Source organism: Acidovorax sp. GBBC 1281 (genome assembly GCF_028473645.1).
GTDB lineage: Bacteria > Pseudomonadota > Gammaproteobacteria > Burkholderiales > Burkholderiaceae_C > Paracidovorax.
This window is the reverse complement of sequence record NZ_CP097269.1, coordinates 4,935,434-4,955,258: the sequence shown is the minus strand read 5'-3', so window position 1 is coordinate 4,955,258 and position 19,825 is coordinate 4,935,434. Positions and strand designations below refer to the sequence as shown.

The window sequence follows — 19,825 nt, the reverse complement described above, 5'->3', positions numbered from 1 at the left end:
AGGCCCAGCAACGGTCTGCGCCTGGGTGCATGAGGGGCCTTGCAGGCCCGGTGGCTCAGGCTTTCACCGTTTGCAGGCGCACTTGTGCCTTGCCAGTGGCGGGCTTGAAGAAAGCATCCACGCCCCGATGCAGGAACCAGGCCAGTCGCTTCATGTTGTAGCAGGCGGCCATCATCGTCATCCCCACCGTGGCGCGCGCCTGTCCGATGGTGCGCACGAACTTGCCCCCCAGGTGGCGGATACCGGCGAACACGTGCTCCACCTTGGCTCGTTTCTTTGCGATGCGCTGGTTGCGCCCCTTCTGGCATTCGCTCTGTGGTCGGCCCGCCTGCGCACGGCGCTGCATCGCATCCACGAATCCCAGCACTTTCAGCATCTGGCACCTTTGGCGGCTCGGGTAGGCTTTGTCCGCATGCACTGCCCGCCCGGTGTTGTGCATGTCCAGCACCTCATCGAAGTGGTGCCCGTCGTGCTCGCTGGCCGTGCCCGTGGCGAGGCGGCGGATGAAGCCGTGCTTGAGGTCCACGCTCACGCTGAGCTTGTAGCCGAAGTGGCTTTTGCCGTGCTTCTTCGTGTGCGTGGCCTCCACATCCTTTTGCCTGCGTCGCGCTTGGCTCCAGTCCGGCTGCCCGCCTTGTGCCAGCGTTCGCCGCTCCTGCTGGCCGATGTGCTGTCGGGGCGCGGGCACCAGCGTGGCATCAATGGCTTGCCCGCCCCGGGCGATGTAGCCGTGGCGCTGCAGTTGGGCATCCACCCCCTGGAACAAGGCCGTTGCCCCGCCCACGCCAAGGCGCTCGCCAAAGCGCCAGATCGTTTTGCGGTCCGGCACGTTCATCGCATCCTGCAACAGGCAAAACCGCTGGTAGCTCCCCCGGTCCAGCAACTGATACTCCATCTGCTCATCGGACAGGTTGTACAGCCGCTTCAACACCAGGATGCGCACCATCACCTCGGTGGGGTAGGCGGGCCGACCGCCCCGGCGGCCACCCCCGCGTTCGATCAAGGCATCCACCAGCCGGGCCAGTTCTGCGAAGTCGATGTGCCGCGCGATCACCTGCAGCGGATCGCCCACCTCATCTCTCTTGTGTTGGCGCGAGGCCTCAGCGAACAGGTCGAACTTCAGGGCGCTACGGGGAGTGATCATGGCAAAGGATGGAGCACGCATTCTCGATCAACAAGGGACCGGATGGGTTTTGAGAGGTTCCCGGACGGCAGGGCGGCCGCAGATGTACCTGTCGATGTTCAACCGCAGCCACCGCAACCTTTTCGGCATCGGCTATCTGGAAACCAACTCCAGTGCCTACAAGCTGTTCGACACGCAGGCGCACATGATCGCCTGCTACCTGAAGGCGCAGCGGACGGCACCGGAGAGCGCACAACGGTTCGACGATGCCATCCGCAAGGACGAGCCCGATCTGTCGGGCGGTATCCGATTCGTTCAGTCGCCCCGGCATGCCGTCTATATCGACGCGCATGCCTTCAAGGCCTATCTGCGCAAGTTGCGCAGGCGCATGGGCTGGGGAGAACTCAGCGAGACCATGTACGACGCTCTCAGGGTCAAGGCCAGCCCCGTGCGCCACAGCGGCCGCAACGGGCTCGCCGCCGCGCCGCAGCCGGGCGAGGTAGCGCATGGCTGAGCGCAAGCCTTTCGCCGGCGGGGTTGCCTTGGTGACCGGCGGCGCCGGTGGATTGGGGCGGGCGATCAGCGCGCGGCTGATCCAGCGGGGAATGCGCTGCCTGCTGGTCGATATCGACCAGCAGGCGCTGGACCGGGCCGTTCAGGCGCTGGGTCCGCTGGCCATGGCGCACGTTGCCGATCTGACCGACCCGACGGCCCGGCAGCTTCTGGTGCAACAGGTGCAGGCCCGGTGGGGCCGGCTGGACCTGCTGGTGAACAACGCGGGCATGGTGGGCACGACCCCGTTCGAGCAGCGCGGCCAGGATTCCATCCGCAACGAGCTGGAGTTGAACCTGATGGCGCCGCTGCTGCTCACCCACAGCCTGCTGCCGTTGCTCCAGTGCACGGGCGACGGCCGGGTGGTGAGCATCGTGTCGCTCGGCGGCATGTTTCCGTTGCCGGAGTCCACCGTGTATTCCGCAAGCAAGTTCGGGCTGCGTGGCGCCATGCTGTGCCTGGGGCTGGACGGCGCGCGGCTCGGGGTGCGGTTTTCCATCGTGAACCCTTCGGCCACCGAGACCCCGATGCTGATGCGCGAAGCGATACACGGGGGCAACAAGCTGCAGTTCATGGACCCGCCCCAGATGCCCGACGAGGTGGCGCTGCAGGTGATGCGCTGCCTGGACCAGTCTTGCCTGGAGCGCTTCGTGCGGCCTGCCGAGTCCTGGACGGTGCGGCTGGCGATGCTGCTCCCCAATTGCCTGGCGCGGGCGCTGCCCCTGTTCCAGCGCAGGGCCGAGCGGGGCCACCAGCGGTACCTGGATTCGCTGGTCGCGCGTGGGCTCGTGCGCCAGGAAGAGGGCGTGTGGGTATGCGTTGCCGATGCCCGCCGCTGATCAGCGTTGACCGCGGTTTGCCGGCGCGAAGTCAATGAAGTCGGCCGGCACATTCGCCGTGAGCCAGACGCCATTGTCTGCTTGGTAGAACCGGTGCCCTTGGCCGTGCATGGTAGCCGCTGCGATGGACAGCACCACGGGTTGCCCGTATCGCTGCCCCACGCTGGTCGCGGTCTGCGCATCCTCTGAAAGATGCACATGGTGCCGCGAACCCGGCAGCAATCCTTGCTGGCGGATCGACTCCAGAAACCGGGTCGCAGTGCCGTGGTACAGAACAGCGGGCGGCGTCTTTTCCTCCATGCGGATCGACACGGTAGGGGTGGAGTGCCCTTGCACCGCCCGGATGCGGGAGCCATCTTCCGAAATCGAAAACCGTTTTTTGTCGCTGGTGATGACGACCTGCTCGATCAATGCACGGTCCAGTGCGCGACCGTGCAGGGCCGCCGCCGCGATCAATGCGTCGATGGGGGCCCAGCCCTCGCGATCCAGGGTCAGCCCGATGGATTGGGGTTCATGGCGCAGAACGTAGCTGAGAAACTTGCTGGTTTCGGCGAGTGGCTTGGTGCTCATGGAAAACGCCTTGGGCTGTCTATCCGGCCTGGCGACGCGTCACTCCGCCGCTGCGGTGATCAATGCCTGCAGGGCCTCGTCCACTTCGCGGTCCTCGACCCCCTGCTGCGGCACCAGGCAGGCTGTCAGCGCCTGGAGTGCTCCCGATTCCTTCTGCAGCCGTGCAATGGCCTGCCCCGCATCGCGCGGCGCATCGAAGCCGGTGCTTTGCAGCAGCACCCGGCCATCCGCCGCGACTAGCTTGAAGTAGAACTTGCCGTCCGCCTCGCGGTACTGCTTGAACGACGGCAGCGCCGCCTTGGCGGGCTTGGCCTGTGCCGGCGCCGCCACTGCGGCAATGCGCAGGCTGCGCAGCCCCACGGCCCCGCGCAGGTCGCGCATGAACGGCGTGGCAATGGCCCGTGCGCGTTCGGCGCCGGCCAGCAGGGTGTCTTCGATCTGCGAGGGGTCGGCCATCAGCGCTTCGTAGCGCGCGCGCATCGGGGCGATGACCTGGTCCACGCGTTCGAACAGCACCTGCTTGGCGTCGCCCCAGGCGATGCCTTCGGCGTATTGCCGGCGCAGCGCGGTGGTCTCCGCCTCGGTGGCGAAGGCCTGGTAGATCTGGAACAGGGCCGAGCCCTCGGTGTCCTTGGGTTCGCCGGGCGCGCGCGAGTCGGTGAGGATGCCGCCGATGAGCTTGCGTAGCTGTTCGCGCGACGAGAACAGCGGGATGGTGTTGTCGTAGCTCTTGCTCATCTTGCGGCCGTCGAGGCCCGGCAGGGTGGCCACGTGCTCGTCGATGGCGGCCTCGGGCAGCACGAAGCGCTCGCCGTACAGGTGGTTGAAACTGGCCGCCATGTCGCGCGCCATCTCGATGTGCTGCACCTGGTCGCGGCCCACGGGCACCTTGTGGGCCTTGAACAGCAGAATGTCGGCGCCCATGAGCACGGGGTACATGAACAGGCCGGCGGTCACCCCGTCATCGGCCTCGCGGCCGGCGGCGGTGTTCTTGTCCTGCGACGCCTTGTAGGCATGGGCACGGTTGAGCACGCCCTTGCCGGTCACGCAGCTGAGCAGCCAGTTGAGTTCGGGGATTTCCGGAATGTCGGACTGGCGGTAGAAGGTGACGTGCTCGGGGTTCAGCCCGGCGGCGAGCCAGCTGGCGGCGATCTCCAGCGTGGACCGCTGGATGCGCACCGGGTCTTCGCACTTGATGAGCGCGTGGTAGTCGGCCAGAAAGTAAAAGCTCTGCACGCCTGGCTGCAGGCTGGCCGCGACGGAGGGGCGGATGGACCCGACGAAGTTGCCCAGGTGCGGCGTGCCCGTGGTGGTGATGCCGGTGAGAAAGCGCGTGGTGGTCATGAAAGCAAGATCCGCAGAAAAACAAAGGAAGAAGAGAACCGCAGCCGCGGGCCTGTCGGCCCCGCAACGTTCAGATGCGGGTGCCGATCAGCGCAGCATCGCCATCAGGGGCGTCAGCAGCAGGTTGATGGCCGAGTAGCCCAGCGACATGAGCGGGCGCAGCCAGACCGCACCCACCACGCCGGCCACGACCAGGGCCAGCACGATGAAGAAGCCGTAGGGCTCGATGCGCGACACCATTTGCGCCTGTTTCCAGGGCAGCAGGCCGACCAGGATGCGCCCGCCGTCCAGCGGCGGCAGCGGAAACAGGTTGAAGGCCCACATGACGAGGTTGACCAGCATGCCGGCGCGCGCCATCTCCAGGAAAAAGCGCTCCTGCACGCCGAAGCCGACCAACGCGATGAGGAACACCGCCCACAGGATGGCCTGGAAGAAATTGGAGGCCGGCCCCGCCAGCGCGACCCAGATCATGTCGCGCTTGGGGTTGCGCAGGTTGCCGAAATTCACCGGCACCGGCTTGGCGTAGCCGAACAGAAATGCCCCCGACGTGGCGAAGTACAGCAGCAGCGGCATGAGGATCGTGCCGACCGGGTCGATGTGCTTGAGCGGGTTGAGCGTGATGCGGCCCATCATGAACGCGGTCTGGTCGCCGAAGTGGCGCGCGGCGTAGCCATGGGCGGCTTCGTGCACCGTGATCGCGAAGAGCACCGGCAGTGCGTAGATGAGAACGGTTTGGATGAGGTTGGAGAAGTCCACCGGGCGATTGTCTCAGACGCCGGCATGGGGCCTTTCCTGCGGCATAAGCGCAACTACGGAGGGCGCCCGGCGCGATCGTTGATAGCATGGCACGGCATGTTGCAAAACGTAGCCTGTGCACACTGCCGGGCGCCGGTCGCTGCCTGCGATAACGACATACAACAGGCATAGGAGACAGTCGATCATGGGCTTGGACAGGCTGAAGATTGGTACGCGGCTGGTGCTGGCGTTCGGGGCGCTCGCGGCGCTGATGGCGCTGCTGGTGGTCGTGGGGCTCACCGACATCGGGCGGGCGCAGGCGTCGCACCGCGCGGCATTGCAACTGGCGGGCGGCCTGGCCGACGCGCAGCGAATGCCGCTGGTGCAGGCCGTTCAGGCAGCGCAAGGGCAGCTGGACGACGTGCGGGTATGGCTGCTGGTGCTGGGCGGGCTGGTGTTCGCGGTGGCCATTGCCGCGTTCCTGCTGCTGCGCCAGGGCATCGTGAGCCCCCTGGCCCAGGCCATCGTCATCGCCGAAACCGTGGCGGCGGGCGACCTGAGCAAGGAGTTCAGCTCCGACCTGCAGGGCGATTTCGGGCGGCTGCTCGGGGCGCTGGGCACGATGGAAGACACCTTGACCGAGCTGGTCTCGCGCATCAAGCAGTCCACCGATGCGATCACGCTGTGCGCGGGCGACATCGATTCGGGCAATTCCGATCTGTCGCGCCGCACGCAGGAGCAGGTGTCCTCCCTGACCGAGACAGCCGCGAGCATGGCGCAGCTCACCTCCACCGTGCGCCAGAACGCCGACCGGGCACGCTCCGCCAGCGGGCTGGCCGTGGCCGCGTCCGCCACGGCCGAGCGCGGCGGGGCGGTGGTGGGCGAGGTGGTGCAGACCATGCAGGCCATCAGCGGCAGCTCGCACAAGATCGTGGACATCATCCAGGTGATCGAGGGCATCGCCTTCCAGACCAACATCCTGGCGCTCAACGCCGCCGTGGAAGCCGCCCGCGCGGGCGAGCAGGGCCGCGGCTTCGCGGTGGTGGCCTCCGAGGTGCGCAGCCTGGCCCAGCGCAGCGCCGTGGCGGCGCGCGAGATCCGCACGCTGATCCAGGAGTCCGTGCAGCAGGTGCAGAACGGCACCGGCCTGGTCGGCCAGGCGGGCAAGACGATGCAGGAGATCGTGCACGACGTGGGGCAGGTCACCGCCCTGCTGGGTGAGATTTCGCACGCCCTGCACGAGCAGAGCGACGGCATCGCCCATGTGAACCAGGCGGTCGCGCACATGGATGGCGCCACGCAGCAGAACGCGGCGATGGTGGAGGCGGCGGCGCGGGCCGCGTCGGTGCTGTCGGAACGCGCGAACGACCTGCAGCGTGCCGTGGGCGCGTTCAAGCTGGACGATGACGACACGCCCGCCCTGGGCTCGCCCGGCCATCACGGCCCGTCCGCGCTGCGCCTGCCGGGCTGAGGGCAGCGGCGCGTTCTCGCGTCTCAGTACGGCCTCAGCGCCGCGTCCCTCAGAGTCCCAGCGCCTGCAGGCTGCCGCGGCCCTCGCGCACCACCCGCGGTTCGCCGCCGTCGTACATGTCGGTCAGGTCCACCACGGTGGTGGGCTCCAGCGGGCAGGCGCCCGCATCGACGACGGCATCGATCTGGTGCTCGTAGCGCTCGCGGATCTCGCGCGGGTCGTTCAACGGCAGGGTTTCGCCCGGCGCGATGAAGGTGGTGGCCAGTAGCGGCGCGCCGTGCAGCTCCAGCAGCAGTTGCAGGCCCTTGCGGTCCGGCACGCGCAGGCCGATGGTCTTGCGCTGCGGATGGCTCACGCGGCGGGGCACTTCCTTGGTGGCGTCCAGGATGAAGGTGTAGGGACCAGGCGTTGCCAGCTTGAGCAGGCGGTACTGCCGGTTGTCCACGCGGGCATAGTTGGCCAGCTCCGACAGGTCGCGGCACAGCAGGGTGAGGTGGTGCTTTTCGTCCACCTGCCGGATGCGGCGCAGGCGGTCCACGGCCGCCTTGTCGTCCAGTTGGCACACCAGGGCGTAGCTGGAGTCGGTGGGCACGGCCAGCACCGCGCCTTGCTTGAGCAGCGCGGCGCCCTGCTTGAGCAGCCGGGGTTGCGGGTTGTCGGGGTGGACTTCGAAATACTGGGCCAAGGGAAGGTCCTCAGGCGGCGGTGTGGATGCGGTCTGCCAACAGGTCCCACACGGGGGTCAATGCGCCGGGCAGCGAGGGCAGGGCGCCCAGGTCGGTGTGCGATTCGTCCGGGCTGTGGAAGTCGCTGCCGCGCGATGCGGCGAGCTTGAATTCGGTGGCCATGGCGGCATACACCCCGTATTCGGGCACGGAATGGCTGCCGGTCACCACCTCCACCCCCCGGCCGCCATGCTGGATGAATTCGGTGAAGAGCGCGTACTCGGCATTCGCGCTGAACTTGTAGCGGGCCGGATGGGCGATGACGGCCATGCCGCCGGCCTCGCAGATCCAGCGCACCGCATCGCCGAGCGCGGCCCAGCGGTGCGGCACGTAGCCGGGCTTGCCTTCGGTGAGGTATTTGCGGAACACCTCGGAGGTGTCGCGGCACACGCCGGTTTCCACCAGAAAGCGCGCGAAATGGGTGCGGGAGATGAGTTCCGGGTTGCCCACGTAGCGCAGCGCGCCCTCGTAGGCACCGCGGATGCCCACCTGGGCCAGCTGGCGGGACATTTCCATCGCGCGCTCGCCGCGCCCGCCGCGCGTGGCGGCCAGGCCCTGGCCGAGCTGCCGGTCGTCCGGATCGAACCCCAGGCCGACGATGTGCACGGTGGTGTCGGCGAAGGTGACCGAGATCTCCACGCCGGTGAGGTAGGGCAGGCCGTGCGATGCGGCGGCGGCCATGGCGCGGTGCTGGCCGCCGATCTCGTCGTGGTCCGTCAGGGCCCACAGTTGCACGCCGTTGGCGTGTGCCCGGGCGGCCAGTTCCTCGGGCGTGAGCGTGCCGTCGGAAACCACGGAATGGCAATGCAGGTCGGCGTTGAGAAGGATGGACACGGATCGATTCTAGGCCGCCGGCCCTCCCGTGTGTCGCAATCTGGCACGGAGTATGGAAAACCCCCCTGACGCCCATCGCCGCAAACCCGCAAAATGTAAGCAAAAGTGCACGCCGGACACGCGCCATGCGTTGCATCCACTGCCGTGTGCTTTTTGCGCTTCTTCACCTTCGCTCCCACTTCCCGATGAACTTCCAGAACCTTTCCGTTGGCCGCAAGCTGTGGCTCATCATCCTTGGCCTCATGGGCAGCATGCTGTTGCTGGTCTATGCCCTCGTGAACTACACGGCCCGCGTGGATGCCGAAACCACCGCCCTGGTCCAGGCCAACGAGGACCGCATCTCGCTGGCCTTGCGCTGGAAGGGCATGACGCAGCTGGCCGTGGAGCGCGTGGTGGTGAGCGCGGTCACCACCGACGAGGTGCTGAGCACCCGCATGAAGGCGCTGGTCAAGAACGACATCGCCGCCATCACCGAGATCCAGAAGAAGATCATCGCGCAGGCCGTGGCGCCCGAGGAAAAGGCCCAGCTCGAACGCGTCTCCGCCGAGCGCGCCGCCGTGCTCAAGATCACCGCCCAGGCGCAGGAGGGCCGTGTGGACATCGACGCCACCCGCAAGCTCGTGGACGACGCGTTGCTGCCCGCCGTCGCCAAATACATCCAGACCCAGGAGACCTTCGTCGAGCAGCAGGAGGGCCAGCGTGAAGCGGCCAAGGCCGAGGGCCGGCGCCAGCGGGAGAAGGCCCACTGGATCGGCGCGGCGATTGCTGCCCTGGTGGTGTTGCTGGGCGTGTTCCTGGCGTACCTCACGGTGCACTCGATCACCCAGCCGCTGGACCGCGCCGTGGGCCTGGCCGACGCCATCGCGGAGGGCGACCTGACCGTCGACGTGCAGGACGCGCGCAAGGATGAGCTGGGCCACCTGCTGCGCTCGCTGTCCGCCATGGCGGCGCGCCTGCGCGGCGTGGTGGCCGAGGTGCGCTCGGGCGTGGAGTCGGTGTCTTCCGCCTCCACCGAGATCGCCACCGGCAACCAGGATTTGTCCGCCCGCACCGAACAGACCGCCGCCAACCTTGAGGAGACGGCGGCCAGCATGGAAGAGCTGACCGCCACCGTCACCCAGTCCGCCGACACCGCGCGCCAGGCCAACCAGCTCGCGTCCACGGCGGCGCAAGTGGCCGGGCGGGGCGGCGAAGTGGTGGGCCAGGTGGTGACCAGCATGCAGCAGATCACCGACAGCTCGCGCAAGATCAGCGACATCATCGGCGTGATCGACGGCATCGCCTTCCAGACCAACATCCTGGCGTTGAACGCGGCCGTGGAAGCCGCCCGCGCGGGCGAGCAGGGCCGGGGCTTCGCCGTAGTGGCGTCGGAGGTGCGCAGCCTGGCGCAGCGCTCGGCCGAGGCGGCCAAGGAGATCAAGCTGCTGATCGACACCTCCGTGCGCAACGTGGAGTCGGGCTCGCAGCAGGTGGCGCAGGCCGGCCAGACCATGGAGGAGATCGTCGGCAGCGTCCAGCGCGTGTCCGACCTGATCGGCGAGATCACCGCGTCGTCCACCGAGCAGCGCGACGGCATCGCCCAGGTCAACCAGGCCGTGAGCAACCTGGACCAGATGACCCAGCAGAACGCCGCGCTGGTGGAGCAGTCGAGCGCCGCCGCCACGGCGATGCGCGACCAGGCGCAGCGGCTGTCGCAGGTGGTGTCGGTGTTCAACGTGGGGGCGGTGGCCGTGGCGAGGGCGCCGATCCCGGCCCCCGCACGGCCTGCCGCGCCGCGCCCGGCGCCTGCCGTTGCGCTGAACCGCTCGGCCGCAGCGCCGGCACGCGTCCCGGCAGCCGCTGCTCCGGCAGCGCTCGCCGCGCCGGTTCCCCGCGCCGGCGCGGCGGCGCCCGCCAAACCTACCAAACCCGCTGCAGCGGCCGCGCCCCGGGCGCCTTCGGCCAAGGCGCCCGCTGCACCCGCAGCCGCGCCCCGCGCCGCCAGCGCCGCCGCAGCGCCTCGTCCGGTAGCGGCGCGGTCGGCGTCCGGCTCCGAGGATGATTGGGAAACGTTCTGAAAAACCGGGACGCCGGGTGCGGGCAAAGCCAGGCGCTGGCCCCGGCGCCCGGGCGCTCAACGCGGCAGGGGTTGTTTGCTATGAAATTGATGGCAAATCAGGCAATCAATCCGCCGGCGTGAGGCCTGTTTCCCCATGAATGGGCCCCGGCAGCGCCCGGGCCCGCCGGGCCGTACGATGGCCCGCCGCCCCCTCAAAGCTGCGCGCCTTCCACCAGAAACTGCACCCGCCGCTCGCCCTTCCACTCGTTCACGTCCAGCCGGAACGCCAGCAGCACGCGCGAGGGCAGCTGCTCGGTGTGGCCGAACCAGATGCCGTCCACCGGCTGGCCCTGGTGCAGCAGCTTGAGCGACAGGTGGTGCTTGTTCTCGCCCACCAGGCGCTGCGACAGCACCTCGACCTCCTCGCTGAACGTGGGCGGCGCGAAGCCCTGGCCCCAGACCTCGCGGTGCAGGGTGTCCACCATGTCCGCGCGGCAGTATTCGGGGGCCAGGGGCCCGTCGGTGTCGAGCCGGCGGGTGAGCGTGGCGGCGTCCAGCCACTCCTGCGCCACCAGGGCGAAGGCGCGCTCGAAGGTGGCGAAGTGTTCCTCGGCCACCGTGCAGCCGGCCGCCATGGCATGGCCGCCGAACTTGAGCAGCGTGCCCGGGTGGCGCTTGGCCACGAGGTCGAGCGCGTCGCGCAGGTGAAAGCCCGGAATGGACCGCCCCGAGCCCTTGAGTTCGTGCCCCTTGCCCGGCGCGGCGCTGGCGGCGAAGACGAAGGTCGGGCGGTGCAGCTTGTCCTTGATGCGCGAGGCGACGATGCCCACCACGCCTTCGTGGAAGTCGGGGTCGAACACGCTGATGGCCGGCGGGGGCTCGGTGCCTTCCTCGAACAGGCTCTCGGCCATGAGCAGCGCCTGCTCGCGCATGCCGCCCTCGATCTCGCGGCGCTCGCGGTTGATGGCATCGAGCGTGCGGGCGAGTTCGGCGGCGCGGCCGGGGTCGTCCGTCAGCAGGCATTCGATGCCCAGCGTCATGTCCGCCAGGCGCCCCGCGGCGTTGATGCGCGGCCCCAGGGCGAAGCCGAAGTCGAAGGTGGTCGCCACGGGCGCCTTGCGGCCCGCGGCGTCGAACAGCGCGGCGATGCCCGCCGGCATGGCGCCCGCGCGGATGCGGCGCAGGCCCTGGGCCACCAGGCGGCGGTTGTTGCTGTCGAGGCGCACCACGTCGGCCACGGTGCCCAGCGCGACGAGCGGCAGCAGCGGCTCCAGCTTGGGCTGGCTGGCCTTGTCGAACACGCCGCGTTCGCGCAGCTCGGCGCGCAGCGCCATCAGCACGTAGAACATGACGCCCACGCCGGCGATGGATTTGCTCTCGAAGCTGCAGCCGGGCTGGTTGGGGTTGACCATGGCATCGGCCAGCGGCAGCGCGGGGCCGGGCAGGTGGTGGTCGGTGACGAGCACCTGCAGGCCCAGCGCCTTGGCCTCGGCCACGCCGTCCACGCTGGCGATGCCGTTGTCCACGGTGATGAGCATGTCGGCGCCGCGCTCGTGCACGCGGCGCGCGATGCTGGGGGTGAGGCCGTAGCCGTCCGCCACGCGGTCGGGTACCAGGTAGTCCACCTGCCGCGTGCCCAGCAGGCGCAGGCCGCGCACGGCCACGGCGCAGGCGGTGGCGCCGTCGCAGTCGTAGTCGGCCACCACGATGAGGCGGCGGTCCTGCGCGATGGCGTCGGCCAGCAGCACGGCGGCCTCGCGCGTGCCGCGCAGGGTGTCGGGGGGCAGCAGCCGCGCCAGGCCGTCGTCCAGCTCGTCCTTGCCGCACACGCCGCGGGCGGCGTACAGCCGTGCCAGCAGCGGGTGCACGCCGGCCTGCTCCAGCGCCCAGGCGGCGCGCGGCGGAATGTCTCTTGCTACTATTTTCATAGCAATGCGCCATAGTCTTTCATGCGCTGGGGCCGGAAAAGGCTTTGAATCCTTTGCACGAATCCGCGCGGCCCCGTCTGCCAGGTGAGCGCGCTGCGCTCGCCGCACAGCGTGAGCCGCGCCGCGCCGCCGGCGGCCACGTGGTCGGCCAGCCGGGCGACCGGGCCGCTATCCAACGCCTGCCAGGCGGCGCGCCAGGTGCGCCAGTCCTCGGCCAGGGCGGCATCGCGCAGGGCGGTGGGCATTTCGGGCGGCGGGGCCGCCGGTGCCGCACCCGGGGTGGCGGGCGGCAGCGACCCGGTGCCGTGCACCCAGAAGGAGTTGACCGGCCCCAGGCCCTGCGCCGCACGCGCGTCGTTGAAGGCATGGGTGTAGAGCAGCATCTGCATCTCGCTTTGCAGGCGGTGCAGCAGGCGGGCCTGCAGCGCATCGGGCATCCAGGCGCGCACGTCGCGCTGGATCACGCGGTCCAGCGAGGCGGTGGCGAGCCCTTCGAACACGGCGCCGCGCGCCAGCCAGCGCGTGGGCTGCTCATAGGCGAGCACGATGCCGTCCTCGGCGAACCAGGGCGCAACGATGGCCAGCAGCGCGCGCGATGCGGCGTCGTCCAGGCGCAGCGCGGCCGGATCGCCGACGGTGACGTGCTCGGTGGTCACGCGCCATTCGCAGGGCGTGACGAAGGCCCAGGCCGTGCCGCCGTCGCCATCGGCGCCAGTGACGCCGGTCTGGCGCTGGTGCCAGGCGGCCCAGGGCGCCTGGCGGCTGGTGGCTGGCAAACCCAGGTGGCGGGCCAGGGCGCGCTCGTGGGGGGGGATGAAATCGGTTTCGTCTCCGGGGTCGGTGGCGGGGGGCGGCAGGCGGGCGAGCAGCCGGTCGAGGTGGGGCAGGGCGAGGTCCTGCAAGGCCTGCTGGCATCCGTCCGAGGGGCTGGCCGCGAACGGAATGAGCAAATGGGGGGTGTCCGACATGGGCGTATTGTCCGGGATGCCACAATCGGCGCCGCCCGGTGGCCGACATTTCCAGAGCGGCGGCGGGCCTTCCATCACACCCATGCAAATTCCCTACGAGCTGGCCCTGGGCTGGCGCTACACCCGGGCCGGGCGCGCCACGCGGCGCAACGGCTTCATCTCGTTCATCTCGGGCGTCTCCATGCTGGGCATCGCGCTCGGCGTGGCGGCGCTCATCATCGTACTCAGCGTGATGAACGGCTTTCAGAAAGAGGTGCGCGACCGCATGCTGAGCGTGGTCTCGCACATCGAGATCTTCGCCCCCCACGGCGCGGCGCTGCCGGACATGCCGCGCACGCTGGCCCAGGCGCGGGCCAACCCCGAGGTCGTGGGCGCGGCGCCGTTCGTCTCTGCGCAGGCGCTGCTGGCGCGCGGCGAAGACATGAAGGGCACGCTGGTGCGCGGCATCGACCCGCTGCGCGAAGGCGATGTGACCGACCTGGCCGCCGCCAACGTCGACGCCCTCAAGGCCCTGGTGCCGGGCGAGTTCCGCGTGGTGCTGGGCAGCGAACTGGCCCGCGCCCTGGGCGTGCGCCTGGGCGACGCGGTCACGCTGATCGCGCCAGGCGGGCAGGTGACGCCCGCGGGCGTGGTGCCCCGCCTCAAGCAGATGACGGTGGCGGGCACGTTCAACTCGGGGCATTACGAATACGACTCGGCGCTGGTGCTGCTGCACCACGAGGACGCCGAGCGCATCTTCCGCCTGGAGGGCCCGACCGGCATCCGCCTCAAGCTCAAGGACCTGCACCGCGCACCCCAGGTGGCGCAGGAGCTGGCGCACTCGCTCTCCGGCGACCTGCTGATCCGCGACTGGACGCAGCAGAACCGCACCTGGTTCGCCGCCGTGCAGCTGGAAAAACGCATGATGTTCATCATCCTCACGCTGATCGTGGCGGTGGCGGCGTTCAACCTCGTGTCCACGCTGGTGATGACCGTGACCGACAAGCGCGCGGACATCGCCATCCTGCGCACCCTGGGCGCGAGCCCGGGCAGCATCATGGGCATCTTCGTGGTGCAGGGCGCGATGGTGGGCGTCATCGGCACGCTGGCCGGCCTGCTGCTGGGCCTGGGGATCGCGGTGAACATCGACGTGATCGTGCCGGCCATCGAGCACGCGCTGAACGCGAGCTTCCTGCCCAAGGACATCTACCTCATCAGCAAGATGCCGAGCGAGCCGCAAAGCAGCGACATCGTGCCCATCGGCATCATTTCCCTGGTGCTGGCCTTCGTGGCCACGCTCTATCCCAGCTGGCGCGCGAGCCGCGTGAACCCCGCGGAGGCCCTGCGCTATGAATGACCTGTCCACGCCCGGCGCCGCCGTGCCCCATGCCGCTCCCGCCGCCCGCGGGCCGGTGGTCCTGCAGGCCCGGGGCCTGACCAAGCGCTTCACCGAAGGCCGCCTGGACGTCACCGTGCTGCAAGGGGTGGACCTGGATGTGCATGCCGGCGAGACGCTCGCCATCGTCGGCGCTTCGGGCTCCGGAAAGAGCACGCTACTGCACCTGCTGGGCGGGCTGGACGCGCCCACCGCCGGCAGCGTGCAGCTGCAGGGCAAGGCCTTCGACACGCTCTCTGCCGACCGGCAGGGCCAGCTGCGCAACCAGCACCTCGGGTTCATCTACCAGTTCCACCACCTGCTGCCGGAGTTCAGCGCGCAGGACAACGTGGCCATGCCGCTGCGCATCCGCCGCATGCCGTATGCCGACTGCATGGCGCAGGCGGTCGAGATGCTCACCGCCGTGGGGCTGGGCGGCCGGGTGCAGCACCGGCCGGCCGAGCTGTCCGGCGGCGAGCGCCAGCGCGTGGCGATCGCGCGGGCCCTGGTCACCCGGCCCGCCTGCGTGCTGGCCGACGAGCCCACGGGCAACCTGGACCGGGCCACCGCCGACGGGGTGTTCCAACTGATGCTGCAGCTCGCGCGCGACAAGGGCACGGCGTTCGTGATGGTCACCCATGACGAGTCGCTCGCCGCGCGCTGCGACCGCGTGGTGCGGCTGACCTCGGGCGTGCTGGCGTGAGCCCTGGGCCTTCAGTGGTTTTGGGATGCTATTGAATGAATAGCAATATGCCCTAGAAAAATATGCGCTAAAGCCCGATTCATGCCTTCATCCGACAACCCCCTCGCCCTGCCGCCCCTGGCCATCACCCAGGGCGATCCGGCCGGCATCGGCCCTGAAATCGTGGCCAAGGCGTTCCGCGATGCGCCGGACGACCTGCGCGGCTGCTTCGCCGTGGGCGATCTGGCCACGCTGCGCCGGGCCGCCCAGTGCATCCAGCGGCCCGGCGAGCCGTCGCTGCCCGTGGCCACCCTGGATGCGCCGGCCGACGTGGCCGGCATGCCGCCGCGCTGCCTGCCGGTGTGGCCCCTGCCTGGGTTGCCGGGGCCGCTGCCCTTCGGGCAGGTGAGCGCCCAAGCCGGCCGGGCCGCGGCCGACTGCGTGGTCTGGGCCGCGCGCGCTGCCCTGCGCGGCGATATTGCCGCCCTGGTCACCGCGCCGCTGCACAAGGAGGCGCTGAGCGCCGCGGGCGTGGATTTTCCCGGCCACACCGAACTGCTGCAGGCCGAGGCGGCACGCCATGCCGGCGTGCCGCTGGCCGGCATGCCCGTGCGCATGATGCTGGCGAGCGACGAGCTGCGCACCGTGCTGGTGAGCATCCATGTCTCGCTGCGCGATGCGATCGCGGCCGTCACGCGCGAGAACGTGCTGGACTCGCTGCGCATCACCCACGAAGCGCTCTCGCGCAGCCTGGGCCGCGCGCCGCGCATCGGCGTGGCGGGGCTCAATCCGCACGCGGGCGAGGGCGGCCTGTTCGGCCGTGAAGAGTTGGAAGTGATCGCCCCGGCCGTCGAGGCCGCGCGCCGCCTGGGCGTGGACGCGCACGGCCCCTACGCCCCCGACACCATCTTCATGCGGGCACGCCACACGCCGCAACGCGCGGGCGAGTTCGATGCCGTGCTGGCGATGTACCACGACCAGGGGCTGATACCGGTCAAGTACCTGGGCGTGGACAAGGGCGTGAACGTGACGCTCGGCCTGCCGCTGGTGCGCACCAGCCCCGACCACGGCACGGCATTCGACATCGCCGGCCAGGGCATCGCGGATGCCTCCAGCCTGATCGAGGCCGTGCGCATGGCGCGGCGGCTGGCCTCGGCCGCCTGAGCGGCCGGAAGGCCGCCTGCGCCGGGTGCGCCGCGCGCCCGGCCTTTCAGCGCTTGAGGCTGTCGCGGATCTCGCGCAGCAGCACGATGTCTTCCGGCGTCGCCACCGGGGCCGGCGCGGGTGCCGGCGCCTGGCGCTTGAGTCGGTTGATCTGCTTGACCATCATGAAGATGATGAAAGCCAGGATCAGGAAGTTGACCGCCACGGTGATGAAGTTGCCGTAGGCCAGCACCGGAACGCCGGCCTTCTTGAGCGCGTCCAGCGTCTGCGGCACGCCGGGCGGCACGGGGCCCAGCACCACGAACAGGTTGGAGAAATCCAGCCGGCCGAAGACCAGCCCCACCACCGGCATGATCAGGTCGCTGACCACCGAATCGACGATCTTGCCGAAGGCGCCGCCGATGATCACGCCGACCGCAAGGTCTACCACATTACCTTTGATCGCGAACTCTTTGAATTCCTTTGCGATGCTCATTTCGCCCCTCCTTGATATAGCTGAAAACCCTCGCAGTATTGCGCAGGTTGAGGGGTGTTAACGCCTAGGAATACCCATTTTCACTCCGCTACAATTCCGCGATTGCCCCACCCAGCGAAGTACAACGAGGACACCCATGAGTGAAACTCCTATCGACTCCAGCAAGCGGACGTGGCTCATCGCCTCTGGCTGCGCTGGTGCCGTGGGCGGCGTAGCAACCGCCGTACCGTTCGTGAGCACGTTCCAGCCTTCCGAGAAGGCCAAGGCGGCAGGCGCCGCGGTCGAAGTCGATATTTCCGATCTCAAGCCGGGCGAGAAAATCACGGTCGAATGGCGCGGCAAGCCCGTGTGGATCATCAAGCGCACGCCCGACCAGCTCGCCGCGCTGCCCTCGCTGGATGCGCAGCTGGCCGACCCGAAATCGGAGCGCAAGCCGAGCGAACTCACCCCCGAATACGCCCGCAACGAGGCACGTTCGATCAAGCCTGAAATCCTCGTGGCCGTGGGCATCTGCACCCACCTGGGCTGCTCGCCTTCGGACAAGTTCGTGCCCGGTGCACAGCCCTCGCTGCCCGACGACTGGAAGGGCGGCTTCCTGTGCCCCTGCCACGGCTCCACGTTCGACATGGCCGGCCGCGTGTTCAAGAACAAGCCGGCGCCGGACAACCTGGAAGTGCCTCCCCACATGTACCTGTCGGAGACCAAGCTCCTGATCGGTGAAGACAAGAAGGCATGAGGGAACACGACATGGCCCACGAATTCAAGGACATCTCCCCCAACGCCTCCACCGGCGCCAAAGTCACCAACTGGTTCGAGAACCGGTTCCCGACCGCGTTCGACGCCTACCGCGTCCACATGTCGGAGTACTACGCGCCGAAGAACTTCAACTTCTGGTACATCTTCGGCTCGCTGGCCCTGCTGGTGCTGGTGATCCAGATCGTCACCGGCATCTTCCTGGTGATGCACTACAAGCCCGACGCGTCGAAGGCCTTCGAGTCGGTCGAGTACATCATGCGCGACGTGCCGTGGGGCTGGCTCATCCGCTACATGCACTCTACGGGCGCCTCGGCGTTCTTCGTGGTGGTGTACCTGCACATGTTCCGCGGGCTGCTCTACGGCTCGTACCGCAAGCCGCGCGAACTGGTTTGGATCTTCGGCTGTGCCATCTTCCTGGCGCTGATGGCCGAGGCCTTCATGGGCTACCTGCTGCCCTGGGGCCAGATGTCGTACTGGGGCGCCCAGGTGATCGTGAACCTGTTCGCGGCCATCCCCTTCATCGGCCCTGACCTCGCGCTGCTGATCCGCGGCGACTACGTGGTGGGCGATGCCACGCTGAACCGCTTCTTCAGCTTCCACGTGATCGCCGTGCCGCTGGTGCTGCTGGGCCTGGTGGTGGCGCATCTGCTGGCGCTGCACGACGTGGGCTCCAACAACCCCGACGGCGTGGAGATCAAGGCCCCCAATGCCCCCCGCGACGACAAGGGCCACCCGCTCGACGGCATCCCGTTCCACCCCTACTACACGGTGCATGACATCTTCGGGGTCTGCGTGTTCCTTTTCATCTTCTCGGCCGTGGTGTTCTTCGCGCCCGAGTTCGGTGGCTACTTCCTCGAGTACAACAACTTCATCCCGGCCGATCCGCTCAAGACGCCCGCCCACATCGCGCCCGTCTGGTACTTCACGCCGTTCTATTCCATGCTGCGCGCCATCACCAGCGAGATGATGTACGCCCTCATCGCGTGCGTGGTGCTGGCCGCCGGCTTCGGCGTGGTCAAGGGCCGCCTGCCGGTCTTCATCAAGGTGGCGATCGTGGCCATCGCGGCAGCGGCCATCGCCCTCATGCTGTCGATCGACGCCAAGTTCTGGGGCGTGGTCGTGATGGGCGGCGCCGTCATCATCCTGTTCTTCCTGCCCTGGCTGGACATGAGCCCGGTCAAGTCGATCCGCTACCGTCCGGGCTGGCACAAGTACCTGTACGGCATCTTCGTGATCAACTTCGTCGCGCTGGCCTATCTGGGCGTGCAGCCACCGTCGCCGCTGGGCGAGCGTGTCTCGCAGGTCGGCACGCTGTTCTATTTCGGTTTCTTCCTGCTCATGCCCTGGTGGAGCCGGCTCGGCGAGCCCAAGCCCGTGCCGGACCGCGTGATCTTCAAGGCGCATTGAGCAGGCAGGAGACCCATCCCATGAAAAAAATCATCCTCACGCTGATCGCGGCCCTGGGCATCGCCACGGGCGCGCAGGCCGCCGAAGGCGGCATCGCCTGGGACAAGGCCCCGGTCCAGACCAACGACACGGCCTCGCTGCAAAACGGCGCCAAGCTCTTCGTCAACTACTGCCTGAGCTGCCACTCGGCCGCGTTCATGCGGTTCAACCGCCTGAAGGACATCGGCCTCACCGACCAGCAGATCAAGGACAACCTGCTGTTCACCACCGAAAAGGTGGGCGAGACCATGAAGTCCACCATCGATCCGCGCCAGGCCAAGGACTGGTTCGGCGCCAATCCGCCCGACCTCACGGTGATCGCCCGCTCGCGCGCCGGCCATGGCGGAACGGGGGCGGATTACCTCTATACCTTCCTGCGCACTTTCTACCGCGACGAGACCAAGGCCACGGGATGGAATAATCTCGCCTTCCCGAGTGTCGGCATGCCTCACGTGCTCTGGCAATTGCAGGGCGACCGGCGCCCCGTGTTCGAACAGCAGGAGAGCCATGGCCACAAGACGGAAGTCTTCAAGGGCTGGACGCAGGTGAGTCCGGGCACAATGAGCCCCCTCCAATACGACCAGGCCGTGGGTGATCTCGTCAATTACCTGCAATGGATGGGCGAGCCAGCGCAAAATACCCGGTTGCGCGTCGGCGTCTGGGTTTTGATTTTCCTCGGTGTGTTCACGGTGATTGCCTGGAGGCTCAACGCAGCTTTCTGGAAAGACATCAAGTAACCGCACCAACCGCCTGCGGCGCCAGACCTGGCGCTGCCCAGGTTTTCAGAGTGGACGCATCCTGCGCCCACTCTTTTTGATTTT

At 68.4% G+C, this 19,825-nt stretch carries 19 protein-coding genes; 10 read left to right on the top strand and 9 right to left on the bottom strand.

The window, feature by feature from the left end; all coding sequences use genetic code 11:
- Positions 1 to 55: 55 nt before the first annotated feature.
- Positions 56 to 1,141: an IS5 family transposase gene (locus M5C96_RS23195; protein WP_272569558.1), complete on the bottom strand. Its 1,086-nt coding sequence runs from the start codon at positions 1,139 to 1,141 to the stop codon at positions 56 to 58.
- A gap of 85 nt (positions 1,142 to 1,226) precedes the next feature.
- Here M5C96_RS23195 and M5C96_RS23190 point away from each other — a divergent pair, with 85 nt between their 5' ends.
- Together M5C96_RS23190 and M5C96_RS23185 are read left to right on the top strand one after the other, a co-directional pair.
- Positions 1,227 to 1,637: a hypothetical protein gene (locus tag M5C96_RS23190; RefSeq protein ID WP_272565551.1), complete on the top strand. Its 411-nt coding sequence runs from the start codon at positions 1,227 to 1,229 to the stop codon at positions 1,635 to 1,637.
- On the top strand, positions 1,630 to 2,514 hold the full coding sequence (locus M5C96_RS23185; RefSeq protein WP_272565550.1) for an SDR family NAD(P)-dependent oxidoreductase: 885 nt from the start codon (positions 1,630 to 1,632) through the stop codon (positions 2,512 to 2,514). The genes M5C96_RS23190 and M5C96_RS23185 overlap by 8 nt, the downstream gene beginning before the upstream one ends.
- Here M5C96_RS23185 and M5C96_RS23180 read toward each other — a convergent pair whose 3' ends face one another.
- The 3 genes from M5C96_RS23180 to M5C96_RS23170 all read right to left on the bottom strand — a co-directional run bounded on the left by M5C96_RS23180 (position 2,515) and on the right by M5C96_RS23170 (position 5,184).
- Entirely contained in the window at positions 2,515 to 3,084 is a 570-nt protein-coding gene (locus M5C96_RS23180) for an RNA 2'-phosphotransferase (RefSeq protein ID WP_272565549.1), read from the bottom strand.
- 39 nt (positions 3,085 to 3,123) lie between these two features.
- Positions 3,124 to 4,428 (bottom strand): tryptophan--tRNA ligase, encoded by a 1,305-nt coding sequence (locus tag M5C96_RS23175; RefSeq protein WP_272565548.1) that lies wholly within the window; start codon positions 4,426 to 4,428, stop codon positions 3,124 to 3,126.
- Between the two features lie 87 nt (positions 4,429 to 4,515).
- Entirely contained in the window at positions 4,516 to 5,184 is a 669-nt protein-coding gene (locus tag M5C96_RS23170; RefSeq protein ID WP_272565547.1) for a site-2 protease family protein, read from the bottom strand.
- 184 nt (positions 5,185 to 5,368) lie between these two features.
- Between M5C96_RS23170 and M5C96_RS23165 the strand changes: the two genes are divergently transcribed.
- Positions 5,369 to 6,634, top strand: a complete 1,266-nt coding sequence (locus tag M5C96_RS23165) for a methyl-accepting chemotaxis protein (RefSeq protein ID WP_272565546.1) — start codon at positions 5,369 to 5,371, stop codon at positions 6,632 to 6,634.
- 49 nt (positions 6,635 to 6,683) lie between these two features.
- On the opposite strand, the gene M5C96_RS23160 is transcribed toward M5C96_RS23165, so the two are convergent.
- Together M5C96_RS23160 and M5C96_RS23155 are read right to left on the bottom strand one after the other, a co-directional pair.
- On the bottom strand, positions 6,684 to 7,319 hold the full coding sequence (locus M5C96_RS23160) for an L-threonylcarbamoyladenylate synthase (RefSeq protein WP_272565544.1): 636 nt from the start codon (positions 7,317 to 7,319) through the stop codon (positions 6,684 to 6,686).
- Positions 7,320 to 7,329: 10 nt separating this feature from the next.
- A complete protein-coding gene (locus M5C96_RS23155) occupies positions 7,330 to 8,193 on the bottom strand; it encodes a 3',5'-nucleoside bisphosphate phosphatase (RefSeq protein ID WP_272565543.1) in 864 nt (287 codons plus the stop codon).
- A gap of 185 nt (positions 8,194 to 8,378) precedes the next feature.
- Between M5C96_RS23155 and M5C96_RS23150 the strand changes: the two genes are divergently transcribed.
- Positions 8,379 to 10,250, top strand: coding sequence for a methyl-accepting chemotaxis protein (locus M5C96_RS23150; RefSeq protein WP_272565542.1), 1,872 nt, complete (start codon positions 8,379 to 8,381; stop codon positions 10,248 to 10,250).
- 193 nt (positions 10,251 to 10,443) lie between these two features.
- On the opposite strand, the gene recJ is transcribed toward M5C96_RS23150, so the two are convergent.
- Complete coding sequence (gene recJ / locus M5C96_RS23145; RefSeq protein ID WP_272565541.1) at positions 10,444 to 12,159, bottom strand: single-stranded-DNA-specific exonuclease RecJ; 1,716 nt, start codon at positions 12,157 to 12,159, stop codon at positions 10,444 to 10,446.
- Positions 12,156 to 13,127: a phosphoglycerate mutase gene (locus tag M5C96_RS23140; protein ID WP_272565540.1), complete on the bottom strand. Its 972-nt coding sequence runs from the start codon at positions 13,125 to 13,127 to the stop codon at positions 12,156 to 12,158. The genes recJ and M5C96_RS23140 overlap by 4 nt, the downstream gene beginning before the upstream one ends.
- Before the next feature lie 82 nt (positions 13,128 to 13,209).
- Between M5C96_RS23140 and M5C96_RS23135 the strand changes: the two genes are divergently transcribed.
- From M5C96_RS23135 to pdxA, 3 genes are all read left to right on the top strand, one after another.
- The gene (locus M5C96_RS23135) at positions 13,210 to 14,463 is read left to right on the top strand and encodes a lipoprotein-releasing ABC transporter permease subunit (protein WP_272565539.1); all 1,254 of its coding nucleotides are present in this window, start codon (positions 13,210 to 13,212) and stop codon (positions 14,461 to 14,463) included.
- Positions 14,456 to 15,184, top strand: a complete 729-nt coding sequence (gene lolD / locus M5C96_RS23130; protein WP_272565538.1) for a lipoprotein-releasing ABC transporter ATP-binding protein LolD — start codon at positions 14,456 to 14,458, stop codon at positions 15,182 to 15,184. Before M5C96_RS23135 ends, lolD begins: the two co-directional genes overlap by 8 nt.
- Positions 15,185 to 15,265: 81 nt before the next feature.
- A complete protein-coding gene (gene pdxA / locus M5C96_RS23125; RefSeq protein ID WP_272565537.1) occupies positions 15,266 to 16,327 on the top strand; it encodes a 4-hydroxythreonine-4-phosphate dehydrogenase PdxA in 1,062 nt (353 codons plus the stop codon).
- A 46-nt stretch (positions 16,328 to 16,373) separates the two neighbouring features.
- Here the strand turns inward: pdxA and mscL are convergent, their stop codons facing one another.
- Positions 16,374 to 16,802 (bottom strand): large conductance mechanosensitive channel protein MscL, encoded by a 429-nt coding sequence (gene mscL, locus M5C96_RS23120; RefSeq protein ID WP_272565536.1) that lies wholly within the window; start codon positions 16,800 to 16,802, stop codon positions 16,374 to 16,376.
- Between the two features lie 136 nt (positions 16,803 to 16,938).
- Between mscL and petA the strand changes: the two genes are divergently transcribed.
- Genes petA through M5C96_RS23105 form a run of 3 tightly spaced genes read left to right on the top strand, consistent with a single transcriptional unit; the run spans position 16,939 to position 19,741 of the window.
- Complete coding sequence (gene petA / locus M5C96_RS23115; RefSeq protein ID WP_272565535.1) at positions 16,939 to 17,538, top strand: ubiquinol-cytochrome c reductase iron-sulfur subunit; 600 nt, start codon at positions 16,939 to 16,941, stop codon at positions 17,536 to 17,538.
- A gap of 11 nt (positions 17,539 to 17,549) precedes the next feature.
- Complete coding sequence (locus M5C96_RS23110) at positions 17,550 to 18,965, top strand: cytochrome b (protein ID WP_272565534.1); 1,416 nt, start codon at positions 17,550 to 17,552, stop codon at positions 18,963 to 18,965.
- 20 nt (positions 18,966 to 18,985) lie between these two features.
- Positions 18,986 to 19,741 carry a cytochrome c1 gene (locus M5C96_RS23105; protein WP_272565533.1) on the top strand — a complete coding sequence of 252 codons (756 nt, stop codon included), beginning with the start codon at positions 18,986 to 18,988 and terminating at the stop codon, positions 19,739 to 19,741.
- The last annotated feature ends 84 nt before the right edge of the window (positions 19,742 to 19,825 follow it).

Bases quoted from the DNA above. Each gene is read 5' to 3' on its own strand.
- M5C96_RS23190 (WP_272565551.1), top strand. From the start codon at position 1,227: ATGTACCTGTCGATGTTCAACCGCAGCCACCGCAACCTTTTCGGCATC.
- M5C96_RS23185 (WP_272565550.1), top strand. From the start codon at position 1,630: ATGGCTGAGCGCAAGCCTTTCGCCGGCGGGGTTGCCTTGGTGACCGGC.
- M5C96_RS23180 (WP_272565549.1), bottom strand. From the start codon at position 3,084: ATGAGCACCAAGCCACTCGCCGAAACCAGCAAGTTTCTCAGCTACGTT.
- M5C96_RS23175 (WP_272565548.1), bottom strand. From the start codon at position 4,428: ATGACCACCACGCGCTTTCTCACCGGCATCACCACCACGGGCACGCCG.
- M5C96_RS23165 (WP_272565546.1), top strand. From the start codon at position 5,369: ATGGGCTTGGACAGGCTGAAGATTGGTACGCGGCTGGTGCTGGCGTTC.
- M5C96_RS23150 (WP_272565542.1), top strand. From the start codon at position 8,379: ATGAACTTCCAGAACCTTTCCGTTGGCCGCAAGCTGTGGCTCATCATC.
- recJ (WP_272565541.1), bottom strand. From the start codon at position 12,159: ATGAAAATAGTAGCAAGAGACATTCCGCCGCGCGCCGCCTGGGCGCTG.
- M5C96_RS23140 (WP_272565540.1), bottom strand. From the start codon at position 13,127: ATGTCGGACACCCCCCATTTGCTCATTCCGTTCGCGGCCAGCCCCTCG.
- M5C96_RS23135 (WP_272565539.1), top strand. From the start codon at position 13,210: ATGCAAATTCCCTACGAGCTGGCCCTGGGCTGGCGCTACACCCGGGCC.
- lolD (WP_272565538.1), top strand. From the start codon at position 14,456: ATGAATGACCTGTCCACGCCCGGCGCCGCCGTGCCCCATGCCGCTCCC.
- pdxA (WP_272565537.1), top strand. From the start codon at position 15,266: ATGCCTTCATCCGACAACCCCCTCGCCCTGCCGCCCCTGGCCATCACC.
- mscL (WP_272565536.1), bottom strand. From the start codon at position 16,802: ATGAGCATCGCAAAGGAATTCAAAGAGTTCGCGATCAAAGGTAATGTG.
- petA (WP_272565535.1), top strand. From the start codon at position 16,939: ATGAGTGAAACTCCTATCGACTCCAGCAAGCGGACGTGGCTCATCGCC.
- M5C96_RS23110 (WP_272565534.1), top strand. From the start codon at position 17,550: ATGGCCCACGAATTCAAGGACATCTCCCCCAACGCCTCCACCGGCGCC.
- M5C96_RS23105 (WP_272565533.1), top strand. From the start codon at position 18,986: ATGAAAAAAATCATCCTCACGCTGATCGCGGCCCTGGGCATCGCCACG.